General features: G+C 39.5%; 18 protein-coding genes and 1 pseudogene. 12 read left to right on the top strand and 7 right to left on the bottom strand.

What is annotated here, in order from left to right:
• Window positions 1-8: 8 nt before the first annotated feature.
• A complete protein-coding gene (sfsA, locus tag ACYUCW_RS07760) occupies window positions 9-719 on the bottom strand; it encodes a DNA/RNA nuclease SfsA (protein ID WP_004244997.1) in 711 nt (236 codons plus the stop codon).
• Window positions 720-804: 85 nt separating this feature from the next.
• Here sfsA and hrpB point away from each other — a divergent pair, with 85 nt between their 5' ends.
• Entirely contained in the window at window positions 805-3234 is a 2430-nt protein-coding gene (hrpB, locus tag ACYUCW_RS07755) for an ATP-dependent helicase HrpB (protein WP_460408339.1), read from the top strand.
• 131 nt (window positions 3235-3365) lie between these two features.
• Window positions 3366-5675: pseudogene (gene mrcB, locus ACYUCW_RS07750) on the top strand (bifunctional glycosyl transferase/transpeptidase); the annotation flags it as partial.
• Between the two features lie 102 nt (window positions 5676-5777).
• On the opposite strand, the gene hemL reads toward mrcB, so the two are convergent.
• Entirely contained in the window at window positions 5778-7064 is a 1287-nt protein-coding gene (hemL, locus tag ACYUCW_RS07745; RefSeq protein ID WP_004247289.1) for a glutamate-1-semialdehyde 2,1-aminomutase, read from the bottom strand.
• 277 nt (window positions 7065-7341) lie between these two features.
• Between hemL and erpA the strand changes: the two genes are divergently transcribed.
• Window positions 7342-7686 (top strand): iron-sulfur cluster insertion protein ErpA, encoded by a 345-nt coding sequence (gene erpA / locus ACYUCW_RS07740; RefSeq protein WP_004244992.1) that lies wholly within the window; start codon window positions 7342-7344, stop codon window positions 7684-7686.
• A 165-nt stretch (window positions 7687-7851) separates the two neighbouring features.
• On the opposite strand, the gene btuF is transcribed toward erpA, so the two are convergent.
• Both btuF and mtnN read right to left on the bottom strand, forming a co-directional pair.
• The gene (gene btuF / locus ACYUCW_RS07735) at window positions 7852-8682 is read right to left on the bottom strand and encodes a vitamin B12 ABC transporter substrate-binding protein BtuF (protein WP_049196305.1); all 831 of its coding nucleotides are present in this window, start codon (window positions 8680-8682) and stop codon (window positions 7852-7854) included.
• A 99-nt stretch (window positions 8683-8781) separates the two neighbouring features.
• Window positions 8782-9489, bottom strand: a complete 708-nt coding sequence (mtnN, locus tag ACYUCW_RS07730; protein ID WP_460408338.1) for a 5'-methylthioadenosine/S-adenosylhomocysteine nucleosidase — start codon at window positions 9487-9489, stop codon at window positions 8782-8784.
• A gap of 119 nt (window positions 9490-9608) precedes the next feature.
• Between mtnN and dgt the strand changes: the two genes are divergently transcribed.
• The 8 genes from dgt (at window position 9609) to ACYUCW_RS07690 (ending at window position 23074) form a co-directional block, all read left to right on the top strand.
• Window positions 9609-11117, top strand: coding sequence for a dGTPase (gene dgt / locus ACYUCW_RS07725; RefSeq protein ID WP_004244988.1), 1509 nt, complete (start codon window positions 9609-9611; stop codon window positions 11115-11117).
• A 387-nt stretch (window positions 11118-11504) separates the two neighbouring features.
• Window positions 11505-12830, top strand: a complete 1326-nt coding sequence (gene rlmD / locus ACYUCW_RS07720) for a 23S rRNA (uracil(1939)-C(5))-methyltransferase RlmD (protein ID WP_049200924.1) — start codon at window positions 11505-11507, stop codon at window positions 12828-12830.
• A gap of 55 nt (window positions 12831-12885) precedes the next feature.
• Entirely contained in the window at window positions 12886-15126 is a 2241-nt protein-coding gene (gene relA, locus ACYUCW_RS07715; RefSeq protein WP_004244986.1) for a GTP diphosphokinase, read from the top strand.
• A 110-nt stretch (window positions 15127-15236) separates the two neighbouring features.
• Entirely contained in the window at window positions 15237-16034 is a 798-nt protein-coding gene (mazG, locus tag ACYUCW_RS07710) for a nucleoside triphosphate pyrophosphohydrolase (protein ID WP_460408337.1), read from the top strand.
• A gap of 511 nt (window positions 16035-16545) precedes the next feature.
• Entirely contained in the window at window positions 16546-18183 is a 1638-nt protein-coding gene (gene pyrG, locus ACYUCW_RS07705) for a glutamine hydrolyzing CTP synthase (RefSeq protein ID WP_004244983.1), read from the top strand.
• A gap of 64 nt (window positions 18184-18247) precedes the next feature.
• Window positions 18248-19549: a phosphopyruvate hydratase gene (eno, locus tag ACYUCW_RS07700; RefSeq protein ID WP_004244982.1), complete on the top strand. Its 1302-nt coding sequence runs from the start codon at window positions 18248-18250 to the stop codon at window positions 19547-19549.
• A 320-nt stretch (window positions 19550-19869) separates the two neighbouring features.
• Complete coding sequence (locus ACYUCW_RS07695; protein WP_004247295.1) at window positions 19870-21252, top strand: SLC13 family permease; 1383 nt, start codon at window positions 19870-19872, stop codon at window positions 21250-21252.
• Between the two features lie 184 nt (window positions 21253-21436).
• Window positions 21437-23074, top strand: a complete 1638-nt coding sequence (locus ACYUCW_RS07690; RefSeq protein ID WP_004247296.1) for an alpha-keto acid decarboxylase family protein — start codon at window positions 21437-21439, stop codon at window positions 23072-23074.
• An 88-nt stretch (window positions 23075-23162) separates the two neighbouring features.
• Here ACYUCW_RS07690 and mltD read toward each other — a convergent pair whose 3' ends face one another.
• Both mltD and gloB read right to left on the bottom strand, forming a co-directional pair.
• Complete coding sequence (mltD, locus tag ACYUCW_RS07685) at window positions 23163-24497, bottom strand: murein transglycosylase D (RefSeq protein WP_460408336.1); 1335 nt, start codon at window positions 24495-24497, stop codon at window positions 23163-23165.
• A 73-nt stretch (window positions 24498-24570) separates the two neighbouring features.
• Window positions 24571-25326 carry a hydroxyacylglutathione hydrolase gene (gene gloB, locus ACYUCW_RS07680; RefSeq protein ID WP_460408335.1) on the bottom strand — a complete coding sequence of 252 codons (756 nt, stop codon included), beginning with the start codon at window positions 25324-25326 and terminating at the stop codon, window positions 24571-24573.
• 37 nt (window positions 25327-25363) lie between these two features.
• Between gloB and ACYUCW_RS07675 the strand changes: the two genes are divergently transcribed.
• Window positions 25364-26077, top strand: coding sequence for a class I SAM-dependent methyltransferase (locus ACYUCW_RS07675; RefSeq protein WP_004244976.1), 714 nt, complete (start codon window positions 25364-25366; stop codon window positions 26075-26077).
• 24 nt (window positions 26078-26101) lie between these two features.
• Here ACYUCW_RS07675 and rnhA read toward each other — a convergent pair whose 3' ends face one another.
• Entirely contained in the window at window positions 26102-26581 is a 480-nt protein-coding gene (gene rnhA, locus ACYUCW_RS07670) for a ribonuclease HI (RefSeq protein WP_004244975.1), read from the bottom strand.
• Window positions 26582-26590 lie beyond the last annotated feature (9 nt).

The following is a 26590-nucleotide window of genomic DNA, read 5'->3' as shown; positions in this document are numbered from 1 at the left end:
AAAATGTATTAACCTTTTGAAATAAAAGGTAATTGCTTTCCAATTGTTAAATCGTACTCACTAATATTGATGCGATAACATAAAATTTCAACCCCAGCATCACATGCTTGTTTTAGCAATAAGTCATACTTAGGGTCAATCTCTTTAGCAACAGACACTTGTGTAATGCCAGTATGGGGGACAGCGTAAAATAAGATAGCCCTTAAGCCCGATTTTGCGATAGCGGTCAACTCTCGAAGGTGCTTTTGACCTCGCTCTGTTTTAGCGTCAGGAAAATAGCCCATTCCAGCATCTAATAAAGTGACCGATTTCACTTCAATATAGCAGTCAACTTTATGATTTGACTTAAGTAAAATATCAATACGGCTATTCTCACTGCCATACTTCACTTCGCGTCTTATCTCATCATAGTCAGATAATTCTGGAATATCGCCAGCTTCTATCGCATCGGCAATGATCGTATTAGCTCTTAAGGTATTAATACAGATCCAATCACCTGATTGAGTTTGGGTTAATTCCCAACTATGAGGATATTTTCTTTTGACATTCGATGACGTGGAATACCAAACTGTATCACCTGGAGTTGCGCATCCCGTCATCGCACCCGTATTAGCACAATGGAGCGTGAATTCTTCACCATTTGCCGTCACTACGTCTGCTAAAAAACGTTTGTATCGTTTTAATAAAGTGGCAGATTGTAGTGGTTGTTCAAATTTCATAATCACCCCGGTGAAAATACGTCCTTTAATAAAGGGCTAATGCTACAATGAGCCACAGAGAAAGTTAATCAGTTATGGAGCTTGTGTGCATCTATTGCCAATTTTTGAGGTAGCAGGATCTGTTGTTACTGCATTAAAACAATGTCCCCAAGTCTTACTTCACGCCCCCACAGGGGCGGGAAAATCAACCGCACTGCCGCTGTATTTGCTTCAACAAAATATATTTGATGGCAAAATTATTTTATTAGAGCCAAGGCGTATTGCGGCAAAAAGCATCGCTTATCGTTTAGCAAGTCAACTCAATGAAGAGGTGGGTAAAACGGTGGGGTATCGCATGCGTGCTGAAAGTAAAGTGAGTCAGCAGACGCGCCTTGAAGTGATCACCGAAGGGGTGTTGACACGTATGTTACAGCAAGATCCTGAACTGACAGGTGTAAGTTTAGTGATACTTGATGAATTTCATGAGCGGAGTTTGCAAGCAGATTTAGCGTTAGCACTGCTATTAGATGTGCAATCAGGATTACGTGATGATTTACGCCTTTTAGTGATGTCTGCAACATTAGATAATCAAAAATTAACTTCACTATTGCCGGATGCGCCAATGATTAGCTCTGAAGGGCGCAGTTATCCTGTTTCACGGCATTATTATCCTATTCAATCACACCTGCCTTTTGAACAAGAAGTTGCCACGATGGCGCGACGTTTGCTTACACAAGAGACGGGCTCTTTACTTGTTTTTTTGCCCGGTAGTGCAGAAATTATTAAAGTTGCGCAATTATTAGCTGACAAAGTGGATAAACACACCTTAATTTTTCCACTTTATGGAGCACTTTCATTAGCACAACAGCAACAGGCCATAGAGCCTGTAGAAAAGGGATATCGCAAAGTTGTATTAGCAACAAATATTGCAGAAACCAGTTTAACAATCGAAGGTATTCGCTTGGTGCTCGACAGTACCATTGAAAAACGTGCCCAGTTTGACTTAAAAAGTGGTGTAACAAGCTTATTGCGCCAACGAATAAGTCAAGCTTCACAAACGCAAAGAGCGGGGCGGGCAGGACGTCTTGAAGCCGGAATTTGTTGGCACTTAATCAGTCAGGAACAAGCTGAGCGCGGGGCAACTCACCAAGTACCTGAAATTTTATCTAGTGATCTCTCTTCGTTATGGCTTTCAATATTGCAATGGGGATGTCGTGATATAAACCAACTCTCTTGGTTAGATACGCCTACACCAGCAGCAATAAACGCAGCTAAAACATTATTGCAACGATTAGGTGCCATTGATAATCAAGGGGGATTAACCTCGCGGGGAGTACGTATGGCACAGTGGGGCATCGATCCCCGATTGGCGGCAATATTAGATTATGCTAGTGAAAAAAGTGAGCATCATCTTGCTACCGCAGCAAGGTTGTGTGCCATTTTAGAACAGCCACCAAGAGACAGAGAGATTAATCTTGAATGGCTGATCCAACAGAAAAATCATCAATGGTCACAGCGTGAAAAACAGCTATTACAGCAATGCAAAGGGCAATGTCGCCCAGAATTATTAGCATCACTATTGAGTGTCGGATTTGCAGATAGAATAGCCAAAAACCGTGATAATCAAGGTCGATTTCGCCTCGCTAATGGACAAGGCGCAATGATGGATAATACTCAACCAATGAGCCAATCGCCGTGGATTTTAGCACCATTGTTGTTGCAAAATGCACATTATGCGGATGTGCGAATTTTATTAGCCTTACCTATTGATATTAATGAAGTATCCTCTATCTTTCCGGAATTGATACAAGATAATACCACCGTTGAATGGGATGAAAAGCGCGGTACACTTCTTGCGTGGCAACAGCGCCAATTAGGCCAGTTAACCGTTAGCCAAATGCCATTAGATAAACCTAATAAAGCGCAAATGCAAACGGCATTATTAAATTGGTTACGTAAACAAGGATTAAGTGCTCTACCCTTAAGTGAAGCGAGCAAGCAACTGTTTATTCGCCTTGCTTTAGCGCAAAAGTGGTGCCCTGAGGCCAATTTACCTGTATTGAATGAAGCCGTTTTATTAGACTCATTAGAATTGTGGTTACAACCTGAATTAGGCGATACCCAATCACTTAAGGCACTGCTACAAATGGATATTAATGGGATAATTAAAAATCAGTTAACTTGGCATGAGCAACAATTATTGCAAGAGCTGTTCCCAACACACTATATTGCTCCAACGGGCACTAAAGTGATGATTAGGTATGATTTAGATAATCCGCCGATTATTGCTATCAGGATCCAAGAGGTTTATGGTGAAAAACAAAGTCCTATTGTGGCAAAAGGGCAATTACCTGTAGTGATGGAGTTACTTTCTCCAGCTATGCGACCTATCCAAAAAACACAAGATCTCGCTACTTTTTGGGCCGGAAGCTATACACAAGTACAAAAAGAGATGAAGGGGCGATATCCCAAACATTTGTGGTCAGATTCACCCGCAACAACGGCCCCCACTCGACGTGTAAAAAAATGGAGTTAGCGCGTATATATACGTGCTGAATAACAATTTGAGAGCTTTCCTGTGGGATAGCTTGGAAAAATAGCGACAATGTTAGGCTTCTTTACCCTAAGGGTGTGGTGAAGAGGTTTTAATGAGAGAAACTGTTCATGAGTAGAAAGAAAAAACCAGTAAAGAAAACCAATAGAAGGCGTTCTTGGTTTTGGTTATTTGTTAAAATCGCCATTGTGGTTGCGGTTTTAGTCGGCATCTATGGTGTTTATTTATATTCCCAAATTAAAGAGCGCCTTGACGGTAATGTATGGGAATTGCCTGCTGCCGTTTATGGACGTACTGTCAATTTAGAACCTGGCATGAACTATAGCCAAAAAGAGATGGTAAGCTTACTGGAAGGTATGCAGTATCGCCATGTCAATAAAATCACCCGTCCTGGGGAATTTGTGGTTAAAAATGGCACTATAGAGATGTTACGTCGACCGTTTGATTTTCCAGATGGTCGCGAAGAGCAAATTTTAGCGAAATTGACCTTTGAACAAAACTCATTGGTGAGTATCACCAATATGAATAACCAGCGTCAATTTGGTTTCTTCCGCCTCGATCCTAAGCTTATCACTATGATGCAATCGGCTAATGGTGAACAGCGTCTATTCTTAGCAAGAGATAAATTTCCTCAACTATTAGTCGATACATTAATTGCTACGGAAGATCGCCGTTTTTATGAGCATGATGGCATCAGTATTTATTCTATTGGTCGTGCGGTGTTAGCGAACTTTACCGCAGGTAGAGCGGTACAAGGGGGAAGTACTTTAACGCAGCAATTAGTAAAGAACTTATTCCTAACCAATGAAAGAACGCTAAAAAGAAAGCTTAATGAAGCCTATATGGCGATTATTATGGATGCGAGCTATAGCAAAGATCGTATTTTAGAGCTGTATCTTAATGAGGTGTTCTTAGGGCAAAGTGGTGATGAGCAAATTCGTGGTTTTCCATTGGCTAGCCTTTACTATTTTGGTCGACCTGTTGATGAACTAAGTCTTGATCAACAAGCATTATTGGTTGGAATGGTGAAAGGGGCTTCTGCATACAATCCATGGCGCAATCCTAAGGCTGCATTAGAGCGCCGTAATGTGGTACTAAAATTATTACAGACCCAACAAATTATCGATCAAGAGCTTTATGATGTATTAAGCGCACGTCCTTTAGGAGTAAAACCTCGTAGCGAAGCGCTAACGCCACAACCGGCATTTATGCAGTTAGTTCGTCAAGAGCTACAAACTAAATTAGGTGATCAGGTTAAAGATTTATCGGGGACTAAAATTTTTACAACGCTTGATCCTGTTTCACAAGATGCAGCGGAAAAAGCGGTAGAAACGGGAGTTGCTGATTTACGTAAAACACGCAAAATCAACGATCTCGAAGGCGCGATGGTCGTTGTAGATCGCCTCAGTGGTGAGGTTAGGGCGTTAGTGGGCGGTTCACAACCACAATATGCCGGTTTTAATCGTGCCATGTCCGCTCGTCGTTCAATTGGCTCATTAGCAAAACCGGCAACTTATTTAACCGCATTAAGTGAGCCTGAGCGTTTTCGTTTAAATACCTGGTTGGCGGATGAACCTATTTCAGTGCCTATTCCGGGAGGAAAACCATGGCAACCACGTAACTACGATCGTGGTTATAAAGGGCGATTAATGTTGGTGGATGCTCTTGCTACATCACGTAATGTACCAACGGTTAATCTTGGTTTAGAAGTCGGGTTAGACCAAGTGATCAAAACGTGGATCAAACTAGGTGCCCCTGCAGAAAATTTAGAAAAAGTACCAGCGATGTTACTTGGCGCACTAAACTTAACTCCAATGGAAGTGGCGCAAACTTTCCAAACAATCGGAAGTTTAGGTAATCGCGCTAAATTATCGGCATTGCGCTCCGTTATCAACCAAGATGGTACGGTGCTTTATCAAAGCTACCCGCAAGCAGAAACAACGGTTTCTCCACAAGCAGCATATATGACACTGTTTGGTATGCAACAGGTGGTTAATTCAGGTACAGCAGCACGAGCATTAAAACCTAAATTTGGTCAATATAACCTTGCAGGTAAAACCGGAACCACCAACGACTTACGTGATAGCTGGTTTGCGGGTATTGATGGTAAAGAAGTCACTATTGCATGGATGGGACGTGATAATAATGGCCCAACTAACTTAACAGGATCGACAGGGGCATTGATCCTTTATCGTCATTATTTAGAAAATCAAACACCATTAACATTAAATCCACCTGTACCAGAAGATATAGCACAGATGTCGATTAATGCTGAAGGTAACTTTGTTTGTTATGGTGGCGGCGTGCGTACATTACCTGTGTGGACAGCAGATCCTGATAGCCTCTGTACACCGTTACCACAAGAGAGCGACGGCGACGATAGTGCGGCGCCTAAATGGTTACGCGATCTGTTTTCTGAGTAATTATTCACAATACTATTGAGATAAAAAATATCCTCCTGCAATCGCGGAGGATATTTTTTTGCCAGCAATACCAGCAATAAATGCTATTTAAGTAATGAAAGATTACGCTTTCATTTTGCTAAAGGCATATTCAGCCGCATCGATAGTACGTTGAATATCTTCTTTGCTATGAGCGATAGACATAAAGCCTGCTTCAAAAGCCGACGGAGCGAGGTAAATACGTTTTTCTAACATTAAGTGGAAGAACTGTTTAAAGCGTTCGACATCGCAGTTCATTACGTCTTGATAGCAGGTCACTTCTTTGGCATCGGTAAAGAATAAACCAAACATACCGCCTACATGGTTCACTACCATAGGGATACCTGTTTGTTGTGCTTTTTCAAGTAAGCCATTCGCTAACATAGTGGTAAGTTCATCCAGTGTTTGGTGAACTCCCGGTTGTGAAACTTCTTGCAAACAAGCTAGACCCGCCGCCATCGCAATAGGGTTACCCGATAATGTTCCCGCTTGGTAGACAGGACCGATAGGGGCTAATTGAGACATCACTTCTTTATGTCCGCCGAAGGCGCCTACAGGCATGCCACCACCTATAATTTTACCTAAACAGGTCAAGTCAGGATCAATATCGTAATAAGCTTGTGCGCCGCCTAATGCGACACGAAAACCTGTCATTACTTCATCAATAATCAGTAATGCACCAAATTCATCACATAATGCACGTAATCCCGGTAGAAAATCGGCTTTAGGTGGAACACAGTTCATATTACCGGCAACGGGTTCAACAATAATACAGGCGATTTCTTCCGGATAATTTTCAAATGCTTGACGTACTGAATTTAAATCGTTGTAAGTACAAGTTAAAGTGTGTTTAACAAAATCAGCAGGAACGCCTGGAGAGTTTGGTTGTCCCATCGTCAATGCACCAGATCCTGCTTTGACTAATAAGCAGTCTGCATGTCCATGGTAACAGCCTTCAAATTTAATGATTTTGTCACGACCCGTGTAGCCACGAGCAAGACGAATGGCACTCATGGTGGCTTCTGTACCTGAGTTCACCATACGAACCATATCCATCGAAGGCACTAACTCAGTGACTAAATTTGCCATTTCCACTTCAGCAGCCGTAGGAGCACCAAAGCTTAAGCCTTTTTGCACCGCATCAGTTACAGCGTGGCGAATAGCGGGGTGATTGTGGCCTAATACCATCGGTCCCCATGAACCGACATAGTCAAGATAAGCACGTCCATCGGCATCATAAATATACGCACCATTAGCACGTTCAATAAAAAGCGGTGTGCCACCAACACCGTTAAATGCTCTAACCGGTGAATTGACGCCACCAGGTATCACTTGTTGTGCGAGATTATAAAGCGTTTCAGACTTGCTCATGTCAGACTCCTAATGATGGGTGAGCGTAAGATTAACGCCTATTCTAAAGCACAGTGCAGATGAAGCCAAATACACGACAACAACATTTTGATTTATCATTGTTATTGTTCGAGTTGGCACTCATTAATAATGAAAAGTTGTGTATCAAAAAGTGCATTTTGTCCACAACAAACTTGAAGGTTAAGAGCAGGTATTAGATAATCATCACATTATATCAGCAAGAAGCATCAATTTTTGCTGGCTGTTTTTTACTGGATTATCCAGTCTGGAGTGAACAATGAGTGATGATATGGCTCTGCCGTTACAATTTACAGATGCGGCTGCAAATAAAGTAAAAGATCTAATTGCGGATGAAGAAAACCCAAATCTGCGTCTACGTGTTTATATCACCGGTGGTGGCTGTAGCGGATTCCAGTATGGTTTTACCTTTGATGATGCCATGAATGAAGGTGATATGACCATAGAAAAACAAGGCGTTGCCTTAGTTATTGATCCAATGAGCTTGCAGTATTTAGTGGGTGGCTGTGTTGATTATACTGAAGGCCTTGAGGGCTCACGTTTTATCGTCACCAATCCTAATGCGAAAAGCACTTGTGGTTGTGGTTCATCGTTTAGTATCTGATTTTTATATTATTTGACGTCGTGGCAATGCTGCCGTGCCACGGCGTTAGCAATCCCCACATCTTTATATATGCTCCGCTCACTGCACGTTATTGGTTGTGTTGCAGCTTGCCTACGACTATTGTCTGTTAACCTCTTCAATCTTCATTTAAATAGTTAATTGACTTTAAAATGAGTGGATTGCGATAGCCTCACAAATCTGTTGAGCCGCATAAATAATACGTGGTGCTGGTCTGCTAAAACTATCTTCATCAATAGCGATAATAGGAATATCTAGTTGAGGTTGCCAAAATTGTTGTATTGCGGCAACTTGGTTTGGTTTACCACTAAATAAAATCAAATCAGGTTTTTTACTGATCACTTGCTCGCGGCTGACTTGTGGCCAAGGAACTGCACTATTCGCAAAAATATTTTCGCCGCCACAAAGTTCGGTAATCTCATTTTGTAATGAATGTTTTGATGTCGTAAATAGGGGTTGCATACCAAACTGAATAAAGACTTTTTTCTTCGCTTGATGAGGCGTCGTTGAAGCGTACTTTTGCTGTAATTCTTGATATTGCTGACGTAATTTTTGTGCACTTGCTAAAGCGACTTCAGGATGAGTGCTGTAAGAAGAAAGTCGGGTAAGATCGTCAATGATTTCTTCGATACTGTGTGGATCAGAGTAAATAATAGGGATACCTAATGATTTTAACTGATCGAGCGGTCGTTGAGGATTACCGCTTGGCCATGCAATAATTAAATCAGGTTTTAATAGCAAAATGCGTTCTACATTAATGCCTTGCCAGTCGGCAACTTGTACGAGATCTTTTGCTGCTTGTGGATAATCAGAATAAGCGCTCGCCGCAACCATATTCTCTCCCATACCTGCGGCATAAGCCATTTCCGTGGCAGACGGGGATAAAGTAATAACACGTTGTGCGGGAGTGGCTGCGATAACATAACAAGGTGTCAATATCAGGCTTAGCAGCAGTGCAAAAGTGTTTAAGAAACGCATTTTTCTCGTCTTTATAGTCAAATATACCCGTCTATTTTTATCTTACCTGCTGAGCTAAAAGAGAGACGGGTTTGTTAAGCGGCTTATCGATTAAATAAATTAAAACTGAGTCTCTGTTTTTAATTTATCAAGCATAGTAGTGACCATTAAGCTTGATTGTTGTGCGGCAACAGATAAAAACTCATCAAAACTTAAATGCGATTCTTTATCTGCCACATCTGAAATGGCACGAACAACAACAAAAGGTGTATCAAATTGATGGCAAACATGTCCAATAGCGGTTGATTCCATCTCAACAGCGACGACTTCTGGAAAAGTACGACGAATACGTGCTAATGGCTCGGCACCATTAATAAAAGCATCGCCACTACAGATTAATCCACGCACGGCATTTAATTTTAGTGATCCAATACACTCTTGAGCAATATTGACCAGTTTGGGATCGGCAATAAATGCCGGTGGGTATTGTGCCATTTGTCCTGGTTCATAACCGAAAGCAGTAACGTCGGCATCGTGATAACGTACTTCTGTTGATACGACAATATCGCCAACATTTAATTTTGCATCTAACCCACCTGCAGAGCCGGTGTTGATCACAACATCAGGGCGAAAATGTTCAAGTAATAGTGTGGTACCGATGGCGGCAGCCACTTTACCAATACCTGATTTTAGTAATGCAACATCTACACCATTGATTTTGCCAGTATAAATTTCACAACCACCACGAGAGACTATTTCGCAGTTTTCAATTTGTTCACGCAGAAGTTTGACTTCTTGTTCCATTGCACCTATTACGCCAACTCTCATTGTGTCATACTCCCTTGTAGGTTAATAATATATAGCGTTAACCAAGAGTTTATCATTTATCGCAAAAACACGATATAACGCAGCGAATTCGTTTCATCGATACCAGAAAGAGGATAGAAATGATCGATTTTAAACTGAAGTTAAATTATCAACGCAAATATAACAGCAGTGATATCGATATTGATGATGAAATGCAGATCTCGCGCCAATTTGAAAGCGATCGTGGGCGTATTATTAATTCAGCGGCGATCCGTCGGTTACAACAAAAAACACAGGTATTTCCATTAGAGCAAAATTCGGCGGTACGAAGTCGATTAACCCATTCGCTGGAAGTACAACAAATAGGCCGTTATATCGCTAAGCAAATAATCGGCGAACTAAAAAAGCATAATAAATTAGAAGAATATGGCTTAAATGAACGGATTGATAGCGTTGAAAGTTTAATTGAAATGGCGTGTTTAATGCACGATATTGGCAATCCTCCTTTTGGTCATTTTGGTGAAGCTGCAATTAAACATTGGTTTCGTAAGGTGTTAGCACCTGATGCTTCCATAGAATTTGATAATTGTCCTTTTTTACCTATTCGCTATTCAGCAGATCGACATTTAAATGAATTAAAACAGACTTTACGTCAAGACTTATGCCATTTCGAAGGCAATGCTCAGGCAATTCGCATGGCGCATCACTTGTTAAAACTCAATTTAACCTATGCGCAAATTGGCTGTGTTTTAAAATATACACGTCCAGCTTATTGGCAAGGTGCTACGCCGAAAGAATTTAGCTATTTAATGAAAAAACCAGGTTATTACTGGTCTGAGGCTGAATTTGTTAAGGAAGTACAAGAGAAACTTGCAATGAAAGATTTTTGTCGTTTCCCTCTGACTTATATTATGGAAGCGGCAGATGATATTTCTTATTGTATTGCTGATTTAGATGATGCGGTAGAAAAAGGTATTTTTGATATCAATCGTTTAGTGCAGTTATTAAAAAATGCATGGAGTGAAAGTGGTGCGGTAACAGAAGGTGATCTGTTTGATATCACTGTTAATCGAGCTTTTAAGAAAGTTGATCAAAATGAAGCTAAGCGTAGCATGCAAGATCAATTTTTTATGTATTTGCGCGTCTATATTACCGGAAAACTAGTACCTTACACCGCCTATCGCTTTATCAAGAACTTACCTCAAGTTTATGAGGGCAGCTTTAACCACGCTTTACTGGAAGGAAAGAGTGCTGAACATCGTTTATTGGCAACGTTAAAACGAGTGGCGCAAAAGTGGGTATTTAGTCACCCCGAAGTTGAAGAGCTTGAAATGAAGGGCTATCGAGTGATCAGTGGGTTATTGGATATTTATAAGCCATTGCTTTTATTATCGACCGATGATTTTCTAAGACTACATAAATATAATGAACATCCTCATTATGTTATTGAGACGCGTTTATATCATAAGCTTTCGATTAAACATAAGCTTGCTTATAATGAAGCATTAGAAAAAATTTACGATATTAATAGTGAAGAGGGAAAAACCTTAGAGTTTTATTATCGTACAAGATTGATACAAGATTATATCAGTGGTATGACCGACCATTATGCATATGAAGAATATAGAAAATTAATGGTATGTGATTAATGTGTAATCGATTGAAATATCTATCATATTGATTAATGATAATTTTTAGATTTTTCTTAGAGATAGTTACGCGTTATTAAAATAACAGAAAATATTTGTTATTAATTGTAAATATATTCAATGTAAACGTTATATATAATAGTTTTTAGTTATAGAATAATATTAAATCTATATAAAAGAGTACTTCTACTTGTTAGCATAAAAATATTTTTCGATTTCATAAAAATATTGCTTATATCAGTTAAGTAAATAACTTGTTCGATGGTATACTCTCCTCATATCTTATTCTAAATGGTCTAGTAAACACTTAATTCTGTTTGCGGAGTGAAAATGTCAAACTAGGCTGTTTTAGAGTTAATCCGCAATAGATTCATAAAATTTAATACTATGGTGCAGTTTTATTCCCCTAAAAAACGTCCTGCTAAAAAACAGGTAAAAAACTTGGCGGTAACCGCTAATGCATTGGATGCTAACGGTCAAGGTATTGCTCATGCTGAGGGCAAAACCATTTTTGTTAAAGGATTACTTCCACAAGAAACTGCACGCATTCGTTTGACCGAAGAAAAACGCCAGTTTGCCAAGGGAGAAGTGATCACACGATTAACCACAAACCCAGAAAGAGTGACACCACCCTGTCAGTACTATCAACATTGTGGTGGGTGCCAGCAACAACATGTGCCTATTGATTGGCAACGTACCACTAAAGCTGAGGTTTTATCACATCTTATTAAACGTGAAACTAATGTGGTCATTTCAGCACAGCCTGTTATTGCCGGTGCGGAGTATGGCTATCGGCGCCGAGCAAGATTAGGGTTACGTTATCACCCTAAAAAGGGTTTGGTAATGGGATTTCGCCAAGCACTTTCTAATGACTTAGTGATGGTCACCCAATGCCCAGTATTAAAACCACAACTTAATGCACTGTTATTGCCACTGTGGCAGTGTTTAAAGCAACTCTCTGTCGTGCGTGATTTAGGTCATGTGGAATTAGTGTTAGCAGATAATGGGCCATTAGTGATTTTGCGTCATTTATCACCGCTATCTGAGGGTGATAAGCAATTGTTAGATGATTTTTCTCATCACGCTCAAGTGATGATATATCTGGCGGGTGATAATGGTGAGATCGCACAATTAACAACGATTGAGAAGGAACCCTTCTATCAGATAGAGGGTCTAAAATTACACTTTGCACCAACGGATTTTATTCAAGTTAATGATGAAATAAATCATAAGATGGTTGCTCAAGCGATAGCATGGCTCGATTTATCGCCAAACGATCGCGTACTAGACTTGTTTTGTGGCATGGGTAACTTCACATTACCTATGGCAAAGCGTGTTGATAAAGTCGTTGGTGTCGAAGGTGTTCCTGCACTGGTGGCAATGGCGAAAAAAAATGCTGAACTTAATCAATTAGATAATGTTCAGTTTTGGCATGCTGATTTATCCGCCGATTTTTCTGCTATGCCTTGGGCACAGGAAGGATTTAATAAAGTTCTGCTAGATCCCGCAAGAGCGGGAGCTGCACAAGTGATGTCACATATTGTGACGTTATCCGCAGAAAAAATTGTGTATGTTTCCTGTAATCCGACCACGTTAGCCAGAGATAGTAAGATATTATTAGATTCCGGATATCAGCTAACCCAGTTAAGAATGTTGGATATGTTTCCACAAACAGGGCATCTGGAATCAATGGCATTGTTTATTCGCAAATAAACAGATAGCCACTCAATAAGTCGCAGATAAGATTTATATCGAGTAGGGAGAGAATATGGTTGCAGTTAGAAGTGCTCACTTAACACCTGCAGGGGAGTTTGCCGTTGATAAATGGGTTAATAGCTTGAATTTAACTCATGCGAATGCGGGGAGTGAAATCATGCAAACCTGGGAATACTGTCATCGTACTGTTCTGGGCCGTGAAGATGCGCAACTGTTGCTATGGCGCGGTGTTGAGATGGTTGAACTTCTTTCGACACTCAGTATGGATAAAGATAGCATGAGGGCAGCACTTCTCTTCCCACTTGCTGAAGAAGATCTTATTAACCAGGAAGTTATCACTGAACATTTTGGTGAGGCGATATGGAATTTAGTGCGTGGCGTAATGGAGATGGATGCTATTCGCCAGCTTAAAGCGACACATACCAACGAAACTAGCTCAGTACAAGTCGATAATGTACGCCGTATGTTATTGTCTATGGTAGAAGATTTTCGTTGTGTAGTTATTAAACTCGCAGAGCGGATTGCCCATTTACGTGAAGTGAAAGATGCCACTGAGGATGAACGAGTCTTAGCGGCAAAAGAGTGTTTTAATATCTATGCACCATTAGCCAATCGATTGGGGATTGGACAATTAAAATGGGAGCTTGAAGATTTCTGTTTCCGTTATCTTCATCCTGATGAATATAAGCAAATTGCAAATTTACTGCATGAACGCCGTATTGATCGCGAACAGTATATTGATAATTTCGTCAGTACGGTGCGTGGTTATATGCAGCAAGAGAATATTGAAGTCGATATCTACGGACGTCCCAAGCACATCTATAGTATTTGGCGAAAAATGAAGAAAAAAAATCTCGCCTTTGATGAGCTATTTGATGTTCGTGCGGTACGTATTGTTGTCGAACGCCTACAAGATTGTTATGCCGCTTTAGGTATTGTACATACTCATTTTCGTCATTTACCCGATGAATTTGATGATTATGTTGCCAATCCAAAACCAAATGGTTACCAATCTATTCATACGGTAGTACTTGGCCCTGAAGGTAAAACCGTTGAGATCCAAATACGTACTCGTCAGATGCATGAAGATGCTGAATTAGGTGTTGCAGCGCATTGGAAATATAAAGAAGGTGCTACTGGTGCAACAACCAAAGGCGGGACGGGAAGTTATGAAAATCGTATTGCGTGGTTACGTAAATTAATTGCATGGCAAGAAGAGATGGCTGATTCTGGTGAAATGCTAGATGAAGTACGTAGTCAAGTATTTGATGATCGCGTCTATGTCTTTACGCCAAAAGGGGATGTGATTGATTTACCTGCAGGCTCGACACCATTAGATTTTGCTTATCATATTCATAGTGATGTTGGTCATCGCTGTATTGGTGCTAAAATCGGCGGGCGCATCGTTCCATTTAGCTATCAGCTACAAATGGGCGATCAAATTGAAATTATTACTCAAAAACACCCTAATCCAAGCCGAGACTGGCTAAACCCTAATCTTGGTTATGTGACAACCAGTCGTGGAAGAGCGAAGATCCACAATTGGTTCCGTAAACAAGATCGCGATAAAAATATTATTGCAGGCCGCCAAATCTTAGATAATGAATTAGCGCCGCTTGATATTAATATGAAAGAAGCAGAAAAACTGCTGATTGCTCGTTATAACGTCCATAGTCTTGATGAAGTGCTGGCAGGCATAGGCGTTGGTGATATCCGTATCAATCAATTAGTCAATTTCTTACAAAGTAAGCTGAATAAAGCCACAGCGGAAGATGAAGACAAAGAGGCGTTACGCTCATTAGAAAATAAAACGGCTACACCAAAAACAACCACGTCAGGTGGTGGCAGTATTGTGGTCGAGGGTGTCGGGAACTTAATGCATCATATCGCACGTTGTTGCCAACCTATTCCGGGCGATAATATCGTTGGATTTATTACCAAAGGACGTGGTATTTCAATTCACCGTGCAGATTGTGATCAATTAGCTGAGTTACTTTCTCACGCACCAGAGCGTATTGTCGATGCGGTGTGGGGTGAGAATTACTCAAGTGGTTATTCATTAGTGGTGCGGGTTGTGGCTAATGATCGTAGTGGTTTATTACGCGATATCACCACTATTTTAGCTAATGAAAAAGTGAATGTGCTGGGAGTTAGTAGCCGCAGTGATGTGAAGCAACAAATAGCGACCATTGATATGAATATTGAGATTTATAATCTCCAAGTATTAGGGCGTATTTTAGCGAAACTCAATCAATTACCTGATGTCATAGAAGCCAAACGCTTTTCTCATTAAGACATTGGTCACCTTAACGGATAAAATGCCAAGCACAATGTGTCTTGGCATTTTTTTACGAAATTTTGTTAACTCGACATAACGATCACTTTTATATACAAGGCCAGATAATGTCAGAAAACCGTGAAATTTTACGTTTATTAGCCATTATGGCGCAATTACGTGATCCTCAAACAGGCTGTGAGTGGGATAGGGTACAAACCTTTGACACCATAGCCCCCTATACATTAGAAGAAACCTATGAAGTACTGGATGCTATTGCCCGCAAAGATTTTAGCGCACTTAAAGAGGAGTTAGGGGACTTACTCTATCAGGTCGTTTTTTATGCCAGAATGGCGCAAGAACAGCAATTATTTGATTTTAATGATGTCTGCGAAGCTATCAGCAATAAATTAGAACGTCGTCATCCACATATTTTTGCTACAGAAAATGAAAATAATTTAGCGACTGAAAAGCATCGTTGGGAAAAAATCAAGGCTCAAGAGCGTGAAGCGAAAGCACAATATTCATTACTTGATGATATTCCTGCTACTTTACCGGCACTGATGAAAGTAGAGAAAATACAAAAGCGCTGTGCCTCCGTTGGCTTTGATTGGCACGAGCTTTCTCCTGTATTAGATAAAGTGTATGAAGAAATAGATGAAGTGATGGCAGAAGTGAAAAAAGCCCCTAGAGATGATCAACGTATTGAGGATGAGTTGGGGGATTTGCTTTTTTCTGTGGTTAATTTATCGCGCCATTTAAAACAAAAGCCAGAGCAGGCACTTAATCGAGCTTGTCGTAAATTTGAGCAACGGTTTAGGTTTGTTGAAAAAATGCTCACAGAGCAGGGTATAAACATAGAAAATGCTTCATTAGAAGAGATGGAGATCAGTTGGCAAAAAGCGAAGGAAAAAGAAATTGAGTGAAGAATGACTCATCATTATTTGTTTTTGTGACATTAAGTGCGAAAAATAATAGATGAAATCTCATTGTTTTTGCTCACTTTTTATAAAAAATTATAAAAGGCGAAATTATAAAAGGTAATTTCGCTTTTTTTATTTTAGGTGGCTTTAAATATTGTTGTTGCATTTGATTTGCTAAAAAGTGTGATTAACCTCAAAAAAATTAAAAGCATGATCATAAGCAAAAGATATGTCACGAAACCTGCTACACTTTATATCGTGAAAAAAATAAAGCATCTATTCTTTAAAAGTGATATCTTAGCTGAAAGGATTAAGCTAAAATGCTTGAGAAATATTTTCACGGGTTTAGTTGATTGAATTTTTACTGTTTTTTCGTGTTTAAACGGATAAGTAATGTGATGAAAAAGAACTTTATACAACTAAGAATGTTTGTAGCGAAAATAAGGTTCGGGTATACTGTGTTCCCGTCCAGTTATATCCATCATCCAAATACACCTAAACTTTCAGGTTCAGCATGAAAACGAATTATATTTTTGTGACCGGCGGGGTCGTATCCTCTCTGGGTAAAGGCATTGCCGCAGCCTCTTTAGCAGCTATACTAGAAGCCCGTGGACTCAATGTCACCATGATGAAGTTAGATCCGTATATTAACGTCGATCCAGGTACAATGAGCCCAATTCAACACGGAGAAGTCTTCGTCACTGACGATGGAGCTGAAACTGATCTTGACTTAGGCCATTACGAGCGCTTTATTCGCACGAAAATGACGCGTCGTAATAACTTTACGACCGGCCGTGTATACTCAGAAGTGCTACGCAAAGAGCGTCGTGGTGACTATCTTGGTGCTACTATCCAAGTTATTCCTCATATTACTAATGAAATCAAAGAACGCATCATCCGTGGCGGTGAAGGTCATGATGTCGTGTTAGTTGAAGTTGGTGGTACTGTCGGTGATATCGAATCACTTCCTTTCTTAGAAGCTATCCGTCAAATGGCGGCAGAAGTAGGGCGTGAGCATACTTTCTATCTGCACTTAACATTAGTGCCTTATTTAGCGGCTTCGGGTGAAGTAAAAACCAAACCAACGCAACACTCTGTAAAAGAGTTACTCTCGATTGGTATTCAACCAGATGCATTAATTTGTCGCTCAGATCGCGTTATTCCAGCTAATGAACGCGCCAAAATTGCACTGTTTTGTAATGTTCCCGAGAAAGCGGTTATCTCATTAAAAGATGTCGATTCCATTTATAAAATCCCTGCACTCTTGAAATCGCAAGGATTAGATGATTATATCTGTAAACGATTCAGCTTAGATTGCCCAGTGGCAAATCTGTCTGAATGGGAACAGGTTATCTACGAAGAAGCCAACCCTGAAGGCGAAGTTACCATTGGTATGGTTGGTAAATATGTTGAATTACCAGATGCCTATAAATCAGTGATTGAAGCATTAAAACATGGTGGTTTCAAAAGCCGTGTTGCGGTAAATATCAAATTAATTGATTCTCAAGATGTGGAAACTCGTGGTGTAGAAATCCTAAAAGGGTTAGACGCAATCTTAGTTCCAGGTGGTTTTGGTGAACGTGGTGTTGAGGGCAAAATTATGGCAGCTCGATATGCACGTGAAAATAAAATCCCTTATTTAGGCATCTGTTTAGGTATGCAGGTGGCTATGATTGAATTTGCACGCAATGTTGCCAATATGGAAGATGCTAACTCCACAGAGTTTGCACCTGATTGTAAATACCCAGTTATTGCGCTTATTACTGAATGGCGTGATGAGAATGGCAATCTTGAAGTGCGTACAGAAAATAGTGACTTAGGTGGAACAATGCGCCTTGGTGCACAACCTTGTCATTTAAGTGGCGATAGTTTAGTGCGTACTCTGTATGGTAAAAATACGATTACAGAGCGTCATCGTCATCGTTATGAAGTGAATAATCTACTGTTAAAACGTATCGAAGATGCGGGTTTACGTATTGCAGGTCGTTCAGTTGATAACAAGCTGGTGGAAATTATTGAAAATCCAAATCATCCTTGGTTTGTTGCTTGTCAATTCCACCCTGAGTTTACCTCAACGCCACGTGACGGCCATCCGTTATTTGCTGGCTTTGTGAAAGCAGCCTTTGACTACCAAAAAGGCTTGCTAAAATAGGATATGTGAGAAGAGAGCGCGTATCTCTCTTCTCGGAAATTTAACTTGTACAGAGGAAAACCGTATGTCCAAAATCGTTAAAGTACTTGGTCGTGAAATTATCGATTCTCGTGGCAACCCAACAGTTGAAGCTGAAGTTCACTTAGAAGGTGGTTTTGTTGGTATGGCGGCGGCTCCATCAGGCGCATCAACAGGTTCTCGTGAAGCTTTAGAATTACGTGATGGCGATAAGTCACGTTTCTTAGGTAAAGGTGTTCTGAAAGCGGTTGAAGCTGTTAATGGACCAATCGCTAAAGCTCTTTTGGGTCAAGATGCTAAAGACCAAGCTAATATCGATAAAATCATGATCGATTTAGATGGTACTGAAAACAAATCAAACTTTGGTGCAAACGCAATCCTAGCTGTTTCTTTAGCAAACGCAAAAGCAGCTGCTGCAGCGAAAGGTATGCCTTTGTATGAGCATATTTCTGATCTGAACGGTACTCACGGTCAATACTCAATGCCTTTACCAATGATGAATATCATCAATGGTGGTGAGCATGCTGATAACAACGTTGATATCCAAGAGTTTATGATCCAACCTGTTGGCGCTCCTACTCTGAAAGAAGCGGTTCGTATGGGTTCTGAAATCTTCCATCACTTAGCAAAAGTGCTGAAAGCAAAAGGCATGAACACCGCGGTAGGTGATGAAGGTGGTTATGCGCCAAACTTAGAATCTAATGCGGCTGCATTAGCGGCTATCAAAGAAGCAGTAGAAGCTGCGGGTTATGTTTTAGGTAAAGATGTAACTCTGGCTATGGACTGTGCTGCATCTGAATTCTATAACAATGAGACTGGTAACTACGAACTGAAAGGCGAAGGTAAAACTTTCACTTCACAAGAATTCACTCATTACTTAGAAGAGCTGACTAAACAGTATCCAATCGTTTCTATCGAAGATGGCTTAAACGAATCTGACTGGGATGGTTTCGCATACCAAACTAAAGTACTTGGTGACAAAATCCAACTGGTTGGTGACGACCTGTTTGTAACTAATACTAAGATCCTAAAAGAAGGTATCGATAAAGGTATTGCTAACTCTATCCTGATCAAATTCAACCAAATCGGTTCACTGACAGAAACGTTAGCTGCTATCAAAATGGCGAAAGACGCAGGTTATACTGCTATCATCTCTCACCGCTCTGGTGAAACAGAAGATGCAACTATCGCTGATTTAGCAGTAGGTACAGCAGCAGGCCAAATCAAAACAGGTTCTATGAGCCGTTCTGACCGTGTTGCTAAATATAACCAGCTGATCCGTATCGAAGAAGCATTAGGTAGCAAAGCACCTTTCAATGGTCTGAAAGAAGTTAAAGGCCAAGCATAATCGTAATTTCGATTAGAAAGATTTATTAATTTTAAATGGGTGAATGTATTGTTCACCCATTTTTTTTGGCGCTAGATAGGGAAAGTAGGATATTTACACTAGAACAATGGAATAAAAAGTGTGATGCGTAAGAGAAAATAGTGTTCAATTTTTACTCTTTTATTAATAAATCGGTTAATTCTCGTGGATCAGATCCCAATTATAACTTTTGCACATTTTCAATGGAGTGAAATGTTTTTATATTTCACATATAACCTATTTCGTTAACAATTATGGCTTAGTGAACTTAATGTTCACGTCAGCTAATGTGGAGTATTATCATGGATGCGTCCAATTTAGCCCCATCGGCGAAATCAAGCCCGATAAACAAACGAGGGTTAATTATTTTAGCAATCGACGTTGTACTACTGCTGTTATTGCTAGAATTTTTACCCTACGATCCAAAAGCTAATGCAGGTTTAGCGTTAATGGTGTTTGTGGGTGTGTTATGGCTGACAGAAGCTATTCACGTAACTATTACAGCGTTGTTTATTCCAATCCTTGCGGTAGTGCTCGGGTTAATGAACACCAATGAATCGCTAAAATCTTTTGCTAATCCGATTATTTTCTTATTCTTCGGTGGATTTGCATTAGCAACAGCGCTTCATATTCAAGGATTAGATCGCTTAATCGCTAACCGCTTACTGATGATTGCTAAAGGCAAGCTCTCCATTGCTGTCTTATTACTTTTTGGGGTAACGGCATTACTCTCAATGTGGATCAGTAACACGGCAACTGCGGCAATGATGTTACCGTTAGTGTTAGGGATTTTATCTAACTTAGATATTCGTTCAGAACGTAATACTTTCGTCTTCGTACTATTAGGTGTTGCTTATAGTGCCAGTATCGGTGGTTTAGGTACGTTGGTGGGTAGCCCGCCAAATGCAATTGCTGCTGCTCAACTAAATTTAGATTTTATTACTTGGATGAAGTACGGTGTTCCAATCATGTTAGTGCTATTGCCTATCATGTTTATTGTGATGTACCTGATGCTACGTCCTAACCTAAAACATAAATTTGATCTGAAATTAGAAGTGTTAGAGTGGAATAACAAACGTGTTATTACCATGATTATCTTCTTAGTAACGGTATTTTGCTGGATCTTTAGCTCCTTTATCAGTAGCGCTTTCGGTGGTGTGAAAGATTTAGATACCGTCATTGCAGTCAGTGCCGCTATTGTTATCGGGGTGACGGGTGTAGCAAGTTGGAGCCAAATTCAGGAAAATACAGAGTGGGGCGTATTAATGCTGTTTGGTGGTGGTTTAACACTGAGCGCAATTTTACAATCTTCTGGTGCAAGTTTGGTTATGGCTGATTTTATGAAAGATACTTTTGGTAACAGCCATTGGTTTGTCATTATTCTTGCTGTAACAACCTTTATTATTGTTTTAACTGAATTCACCAGTAATACCGCCAGTGCTGCGTTACTTGTTCCTATCTTTGCAACGGTGGCACAAGCTTTAGGCATGCCTGTTATGGCGTTAACGATGATTATTGGTATCGGTGCATCATGTGCCTTTATGTTACCAGTGGCAACGCCACCCAATGCTATTGTATTTGGCTCCGGATATATTAAACAGACAGAGATGGTACGTGTAGGTGGGGTACTTAACCTTGTGTGTATCTTAGTTATCTCTCTCTTTGCTTGGTTCTTCTGGTTATAATTACAATTACTAATTAATAAATAAAAGGTATCTATAAAAATAGGTACCTTTTTTATTTTAATTAAATTAGTTTTTTTATTTTAATTATTCTAATTTTTTTAATTTTATCAAATTAGAAAAAAAACAAATTGTACCTATACTTTAATTTCATTCTTTATTCTAATAAAAATAGTAGGTACAGGTTATGATTACAGTTTTAGATTATTTATTAGTAAGATTAAAAGAGTTAGAAATTAAAACTATTTTTGGTGTTCCCGGCGATTATAATTTACCTTTTATTGGTGTTGTTGATAATGATAAAGATATTCAATGGGTAGGCGCATGTAATGAATTAAATGCATCATATGCTTGTGAAGGATACGCACGGATCAAAGGTTTTTCTGCTCTGTGTACAACCTATGGAGTGGGGGAGTTAAGTGCGATAAATGGTGTTGCTGGCGCATTTGCAGAGCAGGTTCCCATTATTCATATTGTTGGCGCGCCTTCTCAGTCAAAGCAAGAGAAAGGAAAAACATTACATCATTGTTTAGCGACGGGTAGGTTTGATGCCTTTGAAAAAATGTATCGCCATATTTCAAAAACAACGGCTGTATTAACATATCACAATGCGACGGAAGAAATTGATAGAGTATTAGAAACATTGTGGCGTTATCGATATCCGGTTTATTTATTAATACCAGAGGATGTCGGTGTGATGAAAGTTAATAAACCAAAGTTACCATTACAATTAACATTACCTCAAAGTAATCCCGACGATTTAAATAAAGTTATTACTCTTCTTGAAAATAAAATTAAGCAATCAAAATCACCATGTATTATTATTGGCGAACAAGTATCACGTTACCAATTAAGAAAACAAGTTGAGAATTTATTAGAAAAAACTAATCTGCCGTTTTTTACTGTATGGGGAAGTAAAGGGGTTGTTGATGAAGGGCGTCAACAGTATGGTGGAATATTATTTGGTGAATTATCTAATCCACAAGGTTTAGATTATATTATAAATTCTGATTTAATTATTAGTCTTGGGGTGAGTTGGGATGAAGTTAATACAGCGGGATTTACCTTCGACGTTCCCACACAAAATTGCTATCAATTTTATGATACTTATAGCTTAATAGAGGAAGAGAAGATTTATGGCGTTTCTTTACTCGATATGCCTAACGCCTTATTAGCCCTTGACTATATTTATCCCCACAACATAGCGTTACTACCGCAAAAAATAGTACCGCCTGATTGGCAAGGACTGATAAAAATAGATTCTATTCCTCTTCTGTTAGATAAAGTCCTTGATGATAATTCGGTTATTCTTGCTGAAGCAGGTAATGCTTTTTTATGTGCTGTTAATCATATATTTTCTGGTAACAGTCAATTAGTGGTCAGTAATATTTGGGCATCCATTGGTTATACTTTACCCGCCGCATTAGGTGTTACTCTTGCATTAGAAAACCAAGGACGTGCCTTTGTTGTTATTGGTGATGGTGCATTTCAAATGACTGCACAAGAGCTTTCTACTTTATTACGCTTAAAACTCAATCCCGTTATTTTTATTGTTAATAATCAAGGTTACGCATTTGAAAAGATCTTTTACGGGCCTAAAGATACCTTTAATGATATCCAAAACTGGAATTACTCACAGTTACCTGAGCTATTTAATTGTGATGCTTATAGTGTGAAAGTGGATAGTCTAGAAGCGTTAGAAACCGTATTACCTTTATTAAAAGTGCATCAAGATAAACTTTGCCTTGTTGAACTTGATATGGATAAACATGACTATTCGGAGCCAATCAGTGAATTTATTGCGTTGCTTAATCAGTATAAATGATGGGTATTAAAATGTTATAAAGTAAACAGCCATCTAACTATCCGCTCGATAGTTAGATGGCGTTAACTGTTTATCAAGGCGCTAAAAACTATTTTTTTAAGTAAAGCGTTAATTGCGTTCCCGGTTTTAACATCTTGATATCAGCATTCCAGCTCATTAATTGCTTAAGATTAATATTGTGACGACGAGCAATACTGTAATAAGAGTCACCTTGACGAACTTTATAGTAACTTGGTGAAGCGCCGGTTGGTTTGCCTGTCGGACGATTGTTCACACTACCTGCATTATGAATTTTTAATGTTTGCCCAACTAATAGGGTACTCTTTGCACTTAATCCATTGAGTCGTTGTAGCTCTTTTACGCTCATATTATAACGTCGAGCAATGGCATAAAATGAATCACCGGAGCGGACTTTATAAATGCCTTCTTGCTTAATCGACTGATTGGCTTTAGCGACCGCTAAACGGATGGTCTTTAAAATCGCTTCGTCAGCAAACGCATTTTGGAACTGCGCAAGTTTATTACGAGGAAGTAAAATAACATGAGGGCCATTTGGTGCGGTGATCCCGCGCTTATAGCCAGGGTTATAGTCTTTTACGGTTGTAATAGGTAATTGGCTAAGTTCAGCGACTTTGCTTAATGTTATCTGTTCGCCAATATCAATTGCGGCTAATGATTTATCGCGATAGTTACTTTTCGGGAAAGTGATATCGGCTTCATTGTCACGGATAACTTTACTTAAGGCGAGAATTTTAGGCACATAATTCATGGTCTCTTTGGGTAATGAAAGTGACCAGTAATCGGTAGGTAGGTTTTTGCTCTCATTAGCTTTTATCGCTTGCATAACACGACCTTCGCCCGCATTGTAAGCGGCTAATGCTAAAGGCCAGTCGCTATCAAACATAATGTAAAGGCGCTCAAGCAAATCTAAGGCTGCATTAGTAGAAGCGACAACATCACGGCGACCGTCATACCATTGATTTTGTGCTAGACCATAATAATTAGCTGTGACAGGGACAAATTGCCATAAGCCCGCCGCTTTAGCTGAAGAGGTGACATGAGGATTAAACGCACTTTCCATCACCGGAACCAGTGCAAGCTCCATCGGTAGATTACGTTTTTCTATTTCCTCAATAATCCAATACATATAAGGCTCTGCACGTAATGCAACGGTTTGTATATGTTTTGGATTATTTAAAAAATAAGTTTCTTGCTGCGAAATCCTTTCATTGTCAGGGATATCCATTTTTAATTCACTTACTACATAACCCCACAAATTGGTTTTTATATCATATTGTGGTTGGTAAGAAGTTGAAGTCCCTAAAGATGTGGGTGTTATCGCAGACAAATCGGGTTTTATGCTCTTAGATTGCTGGCAACCCGCCAATAGCAATATAGAGAACAAAATCACTTTTGTCTTCATGTTCGAAAATTAGTCCTGTGTGTTTTTTGCCCTAAATAATACTAGTGTTCCCAAATAAAACAACCGATAGGAACTAAAAGTTGTCTTTTAATTCTCTTAATTTTGTAAATGTCTTTATTGGAGCATAAGTATTAGAAGTTATACCTAAAATTCTTTGTAAATCAATATCTTCAGATTTTAGAAAAAGATTAATATTCTTTTCATTTTTCAGTGTTATCGGCACTGTTGGTTGCAAATGATGGCGCATTTCAGTAACTTGGTTTAAATAATCGGTAATATCAGGATTTTTTGGCATAATATGGTGCGCAAAGGTCAAGTTAGCTAATGTATACTCATGGGCACAACAAATTAAGGTGTTATCAGGTAATGCCATTAACTTTTGTAATGAGCTAAACATTTGTTGTGCACTACCTTCAAATAAACGTCCGCAACCGCCGGAAAATAGCGTGTCACCGCAAAATAAATAAGGTTCGCTATAGTAGGCGACATGACCTAATGTATGGCCTGGTGTTCCGATGACTAAAAAAGAAAAAGAATCAACAATAATGTGTTCTTGATCATGAATAATTTTATTAGCGCCTTTAGTTTGTGTTTCTTGTGGACCAAAAACCTCAATGTTAGGATATTTACTAACCAACCCAGCAACACCACCGACATGATCTTCGTGGTGATGAGTTAACAAAATAGCGACAGGTGTTAATGAACGTTGTGAGATGATGTCTATAACCGGTTTGGCTTGGGAAGGATCGACAATCACACATTCACTATTTTCATTACTTAATAGCCAAATGTAGTTATCGGATAAAGCGGGAATTCTGATAAGCTCCATAAAGTTACCTTACTTATAAATATAAAAGGGTTAAACGATGAAAGCAGCGCGTTCGGGAAAACCAATTTGTATGCCAAGCTCTTGGCGTAATATTCCTTGGGGAGAATATTACCGTATGGCAATTGAATTGCGATTACAAAATTGGTGGCCGAAAATATACGGTTTTCATATGCTTAAATTAGGTCAACTTAGTGCTGAACTCGATACTAAATCCAGTATGGTCTCACATCAAGTTAACGTGACTACAACGACGACAAACACAGATGTTATGGCGTCTCTCAATTATCTGCCATTTGAAAATAAATCGGTTGATGTCTGTCTTATGGCTCATGTTTTAGATTACAGTGCAGATCCTCATTGGTTATTAAGAGAAGCCGATCGTGTATTAGTGGATGACGGTTGGATCATCCTATCAAGTTTTAATCCTATCAGCCTATTAGGTATAGGAAAATGTACGCCTATTTTACGGCATAAACAGCCCTATTATTGTCGGATGTTTTCACTTCGTCGCCAAGTTGATTGGTTAAGTGTGCTTAATTATGAAGTGATAACACAACAGAACTTCCAGATTATGCCATTTTCCCGTCCCGTAAAACGTGATGGTAAGCGCTATCATGTCGGGGGATGTTTAAATTTAATATTAGCACGTAAAAGAACGCTTCCTTTAACACCCACCGCGATGAAGTTTGCATTACCGCGTATGAGTGTAAAAGGCAGAGTTTTAGGCGCTACACGTAATCGACCTGATTAATATCACTATCTGCCGTTATTACTCTCAGGTTTTATCTTGTTGACTTTCTAGATAGCCAGTATCTTCTTTTGTGGGAGATTGCGCGGCCGCTTTGGCCAGTTCATCACAGCGTTCATTTTCGTCATGGCCTGCATGACCTTTAACCCAATGCCATTCAATTTCATGACGCTCAATGGCTTTATCAAGACGCTTCCATAAATCAACATTCAGCACAGGGCTTTTATCTGCTTTACGCCATTGGCGTTTTTTCCAACTATGTATCCACTTGGTAATTCCCTGTCTGACATACTGGCTATCCGTAGTCAGTGTAATTTTACAAGGGAATTTTAACGCTTCTAATGCTACGATAGCAGCAAGGAGTTCCATGCGGTTATTGGTGGTCATAAAAAAACCTTCACTAAGGGTTTTTTCATGCTGTTGGTAGCGTAAAATTGCACCATAACCACCAGGACCTGGGTTGCCTAAACATGAACCATCGGTGAATATTTCTACCTGCTTGTGCATAAAGGCGAC

The organism is Proteus sp. MB838 (assembly GCF_054767435.1).
The sequence above is the reverse complement of the archived record's forward strand: the minus strand, read 5'-3'. Positions and strand labels throughout refer to the sequence as shown.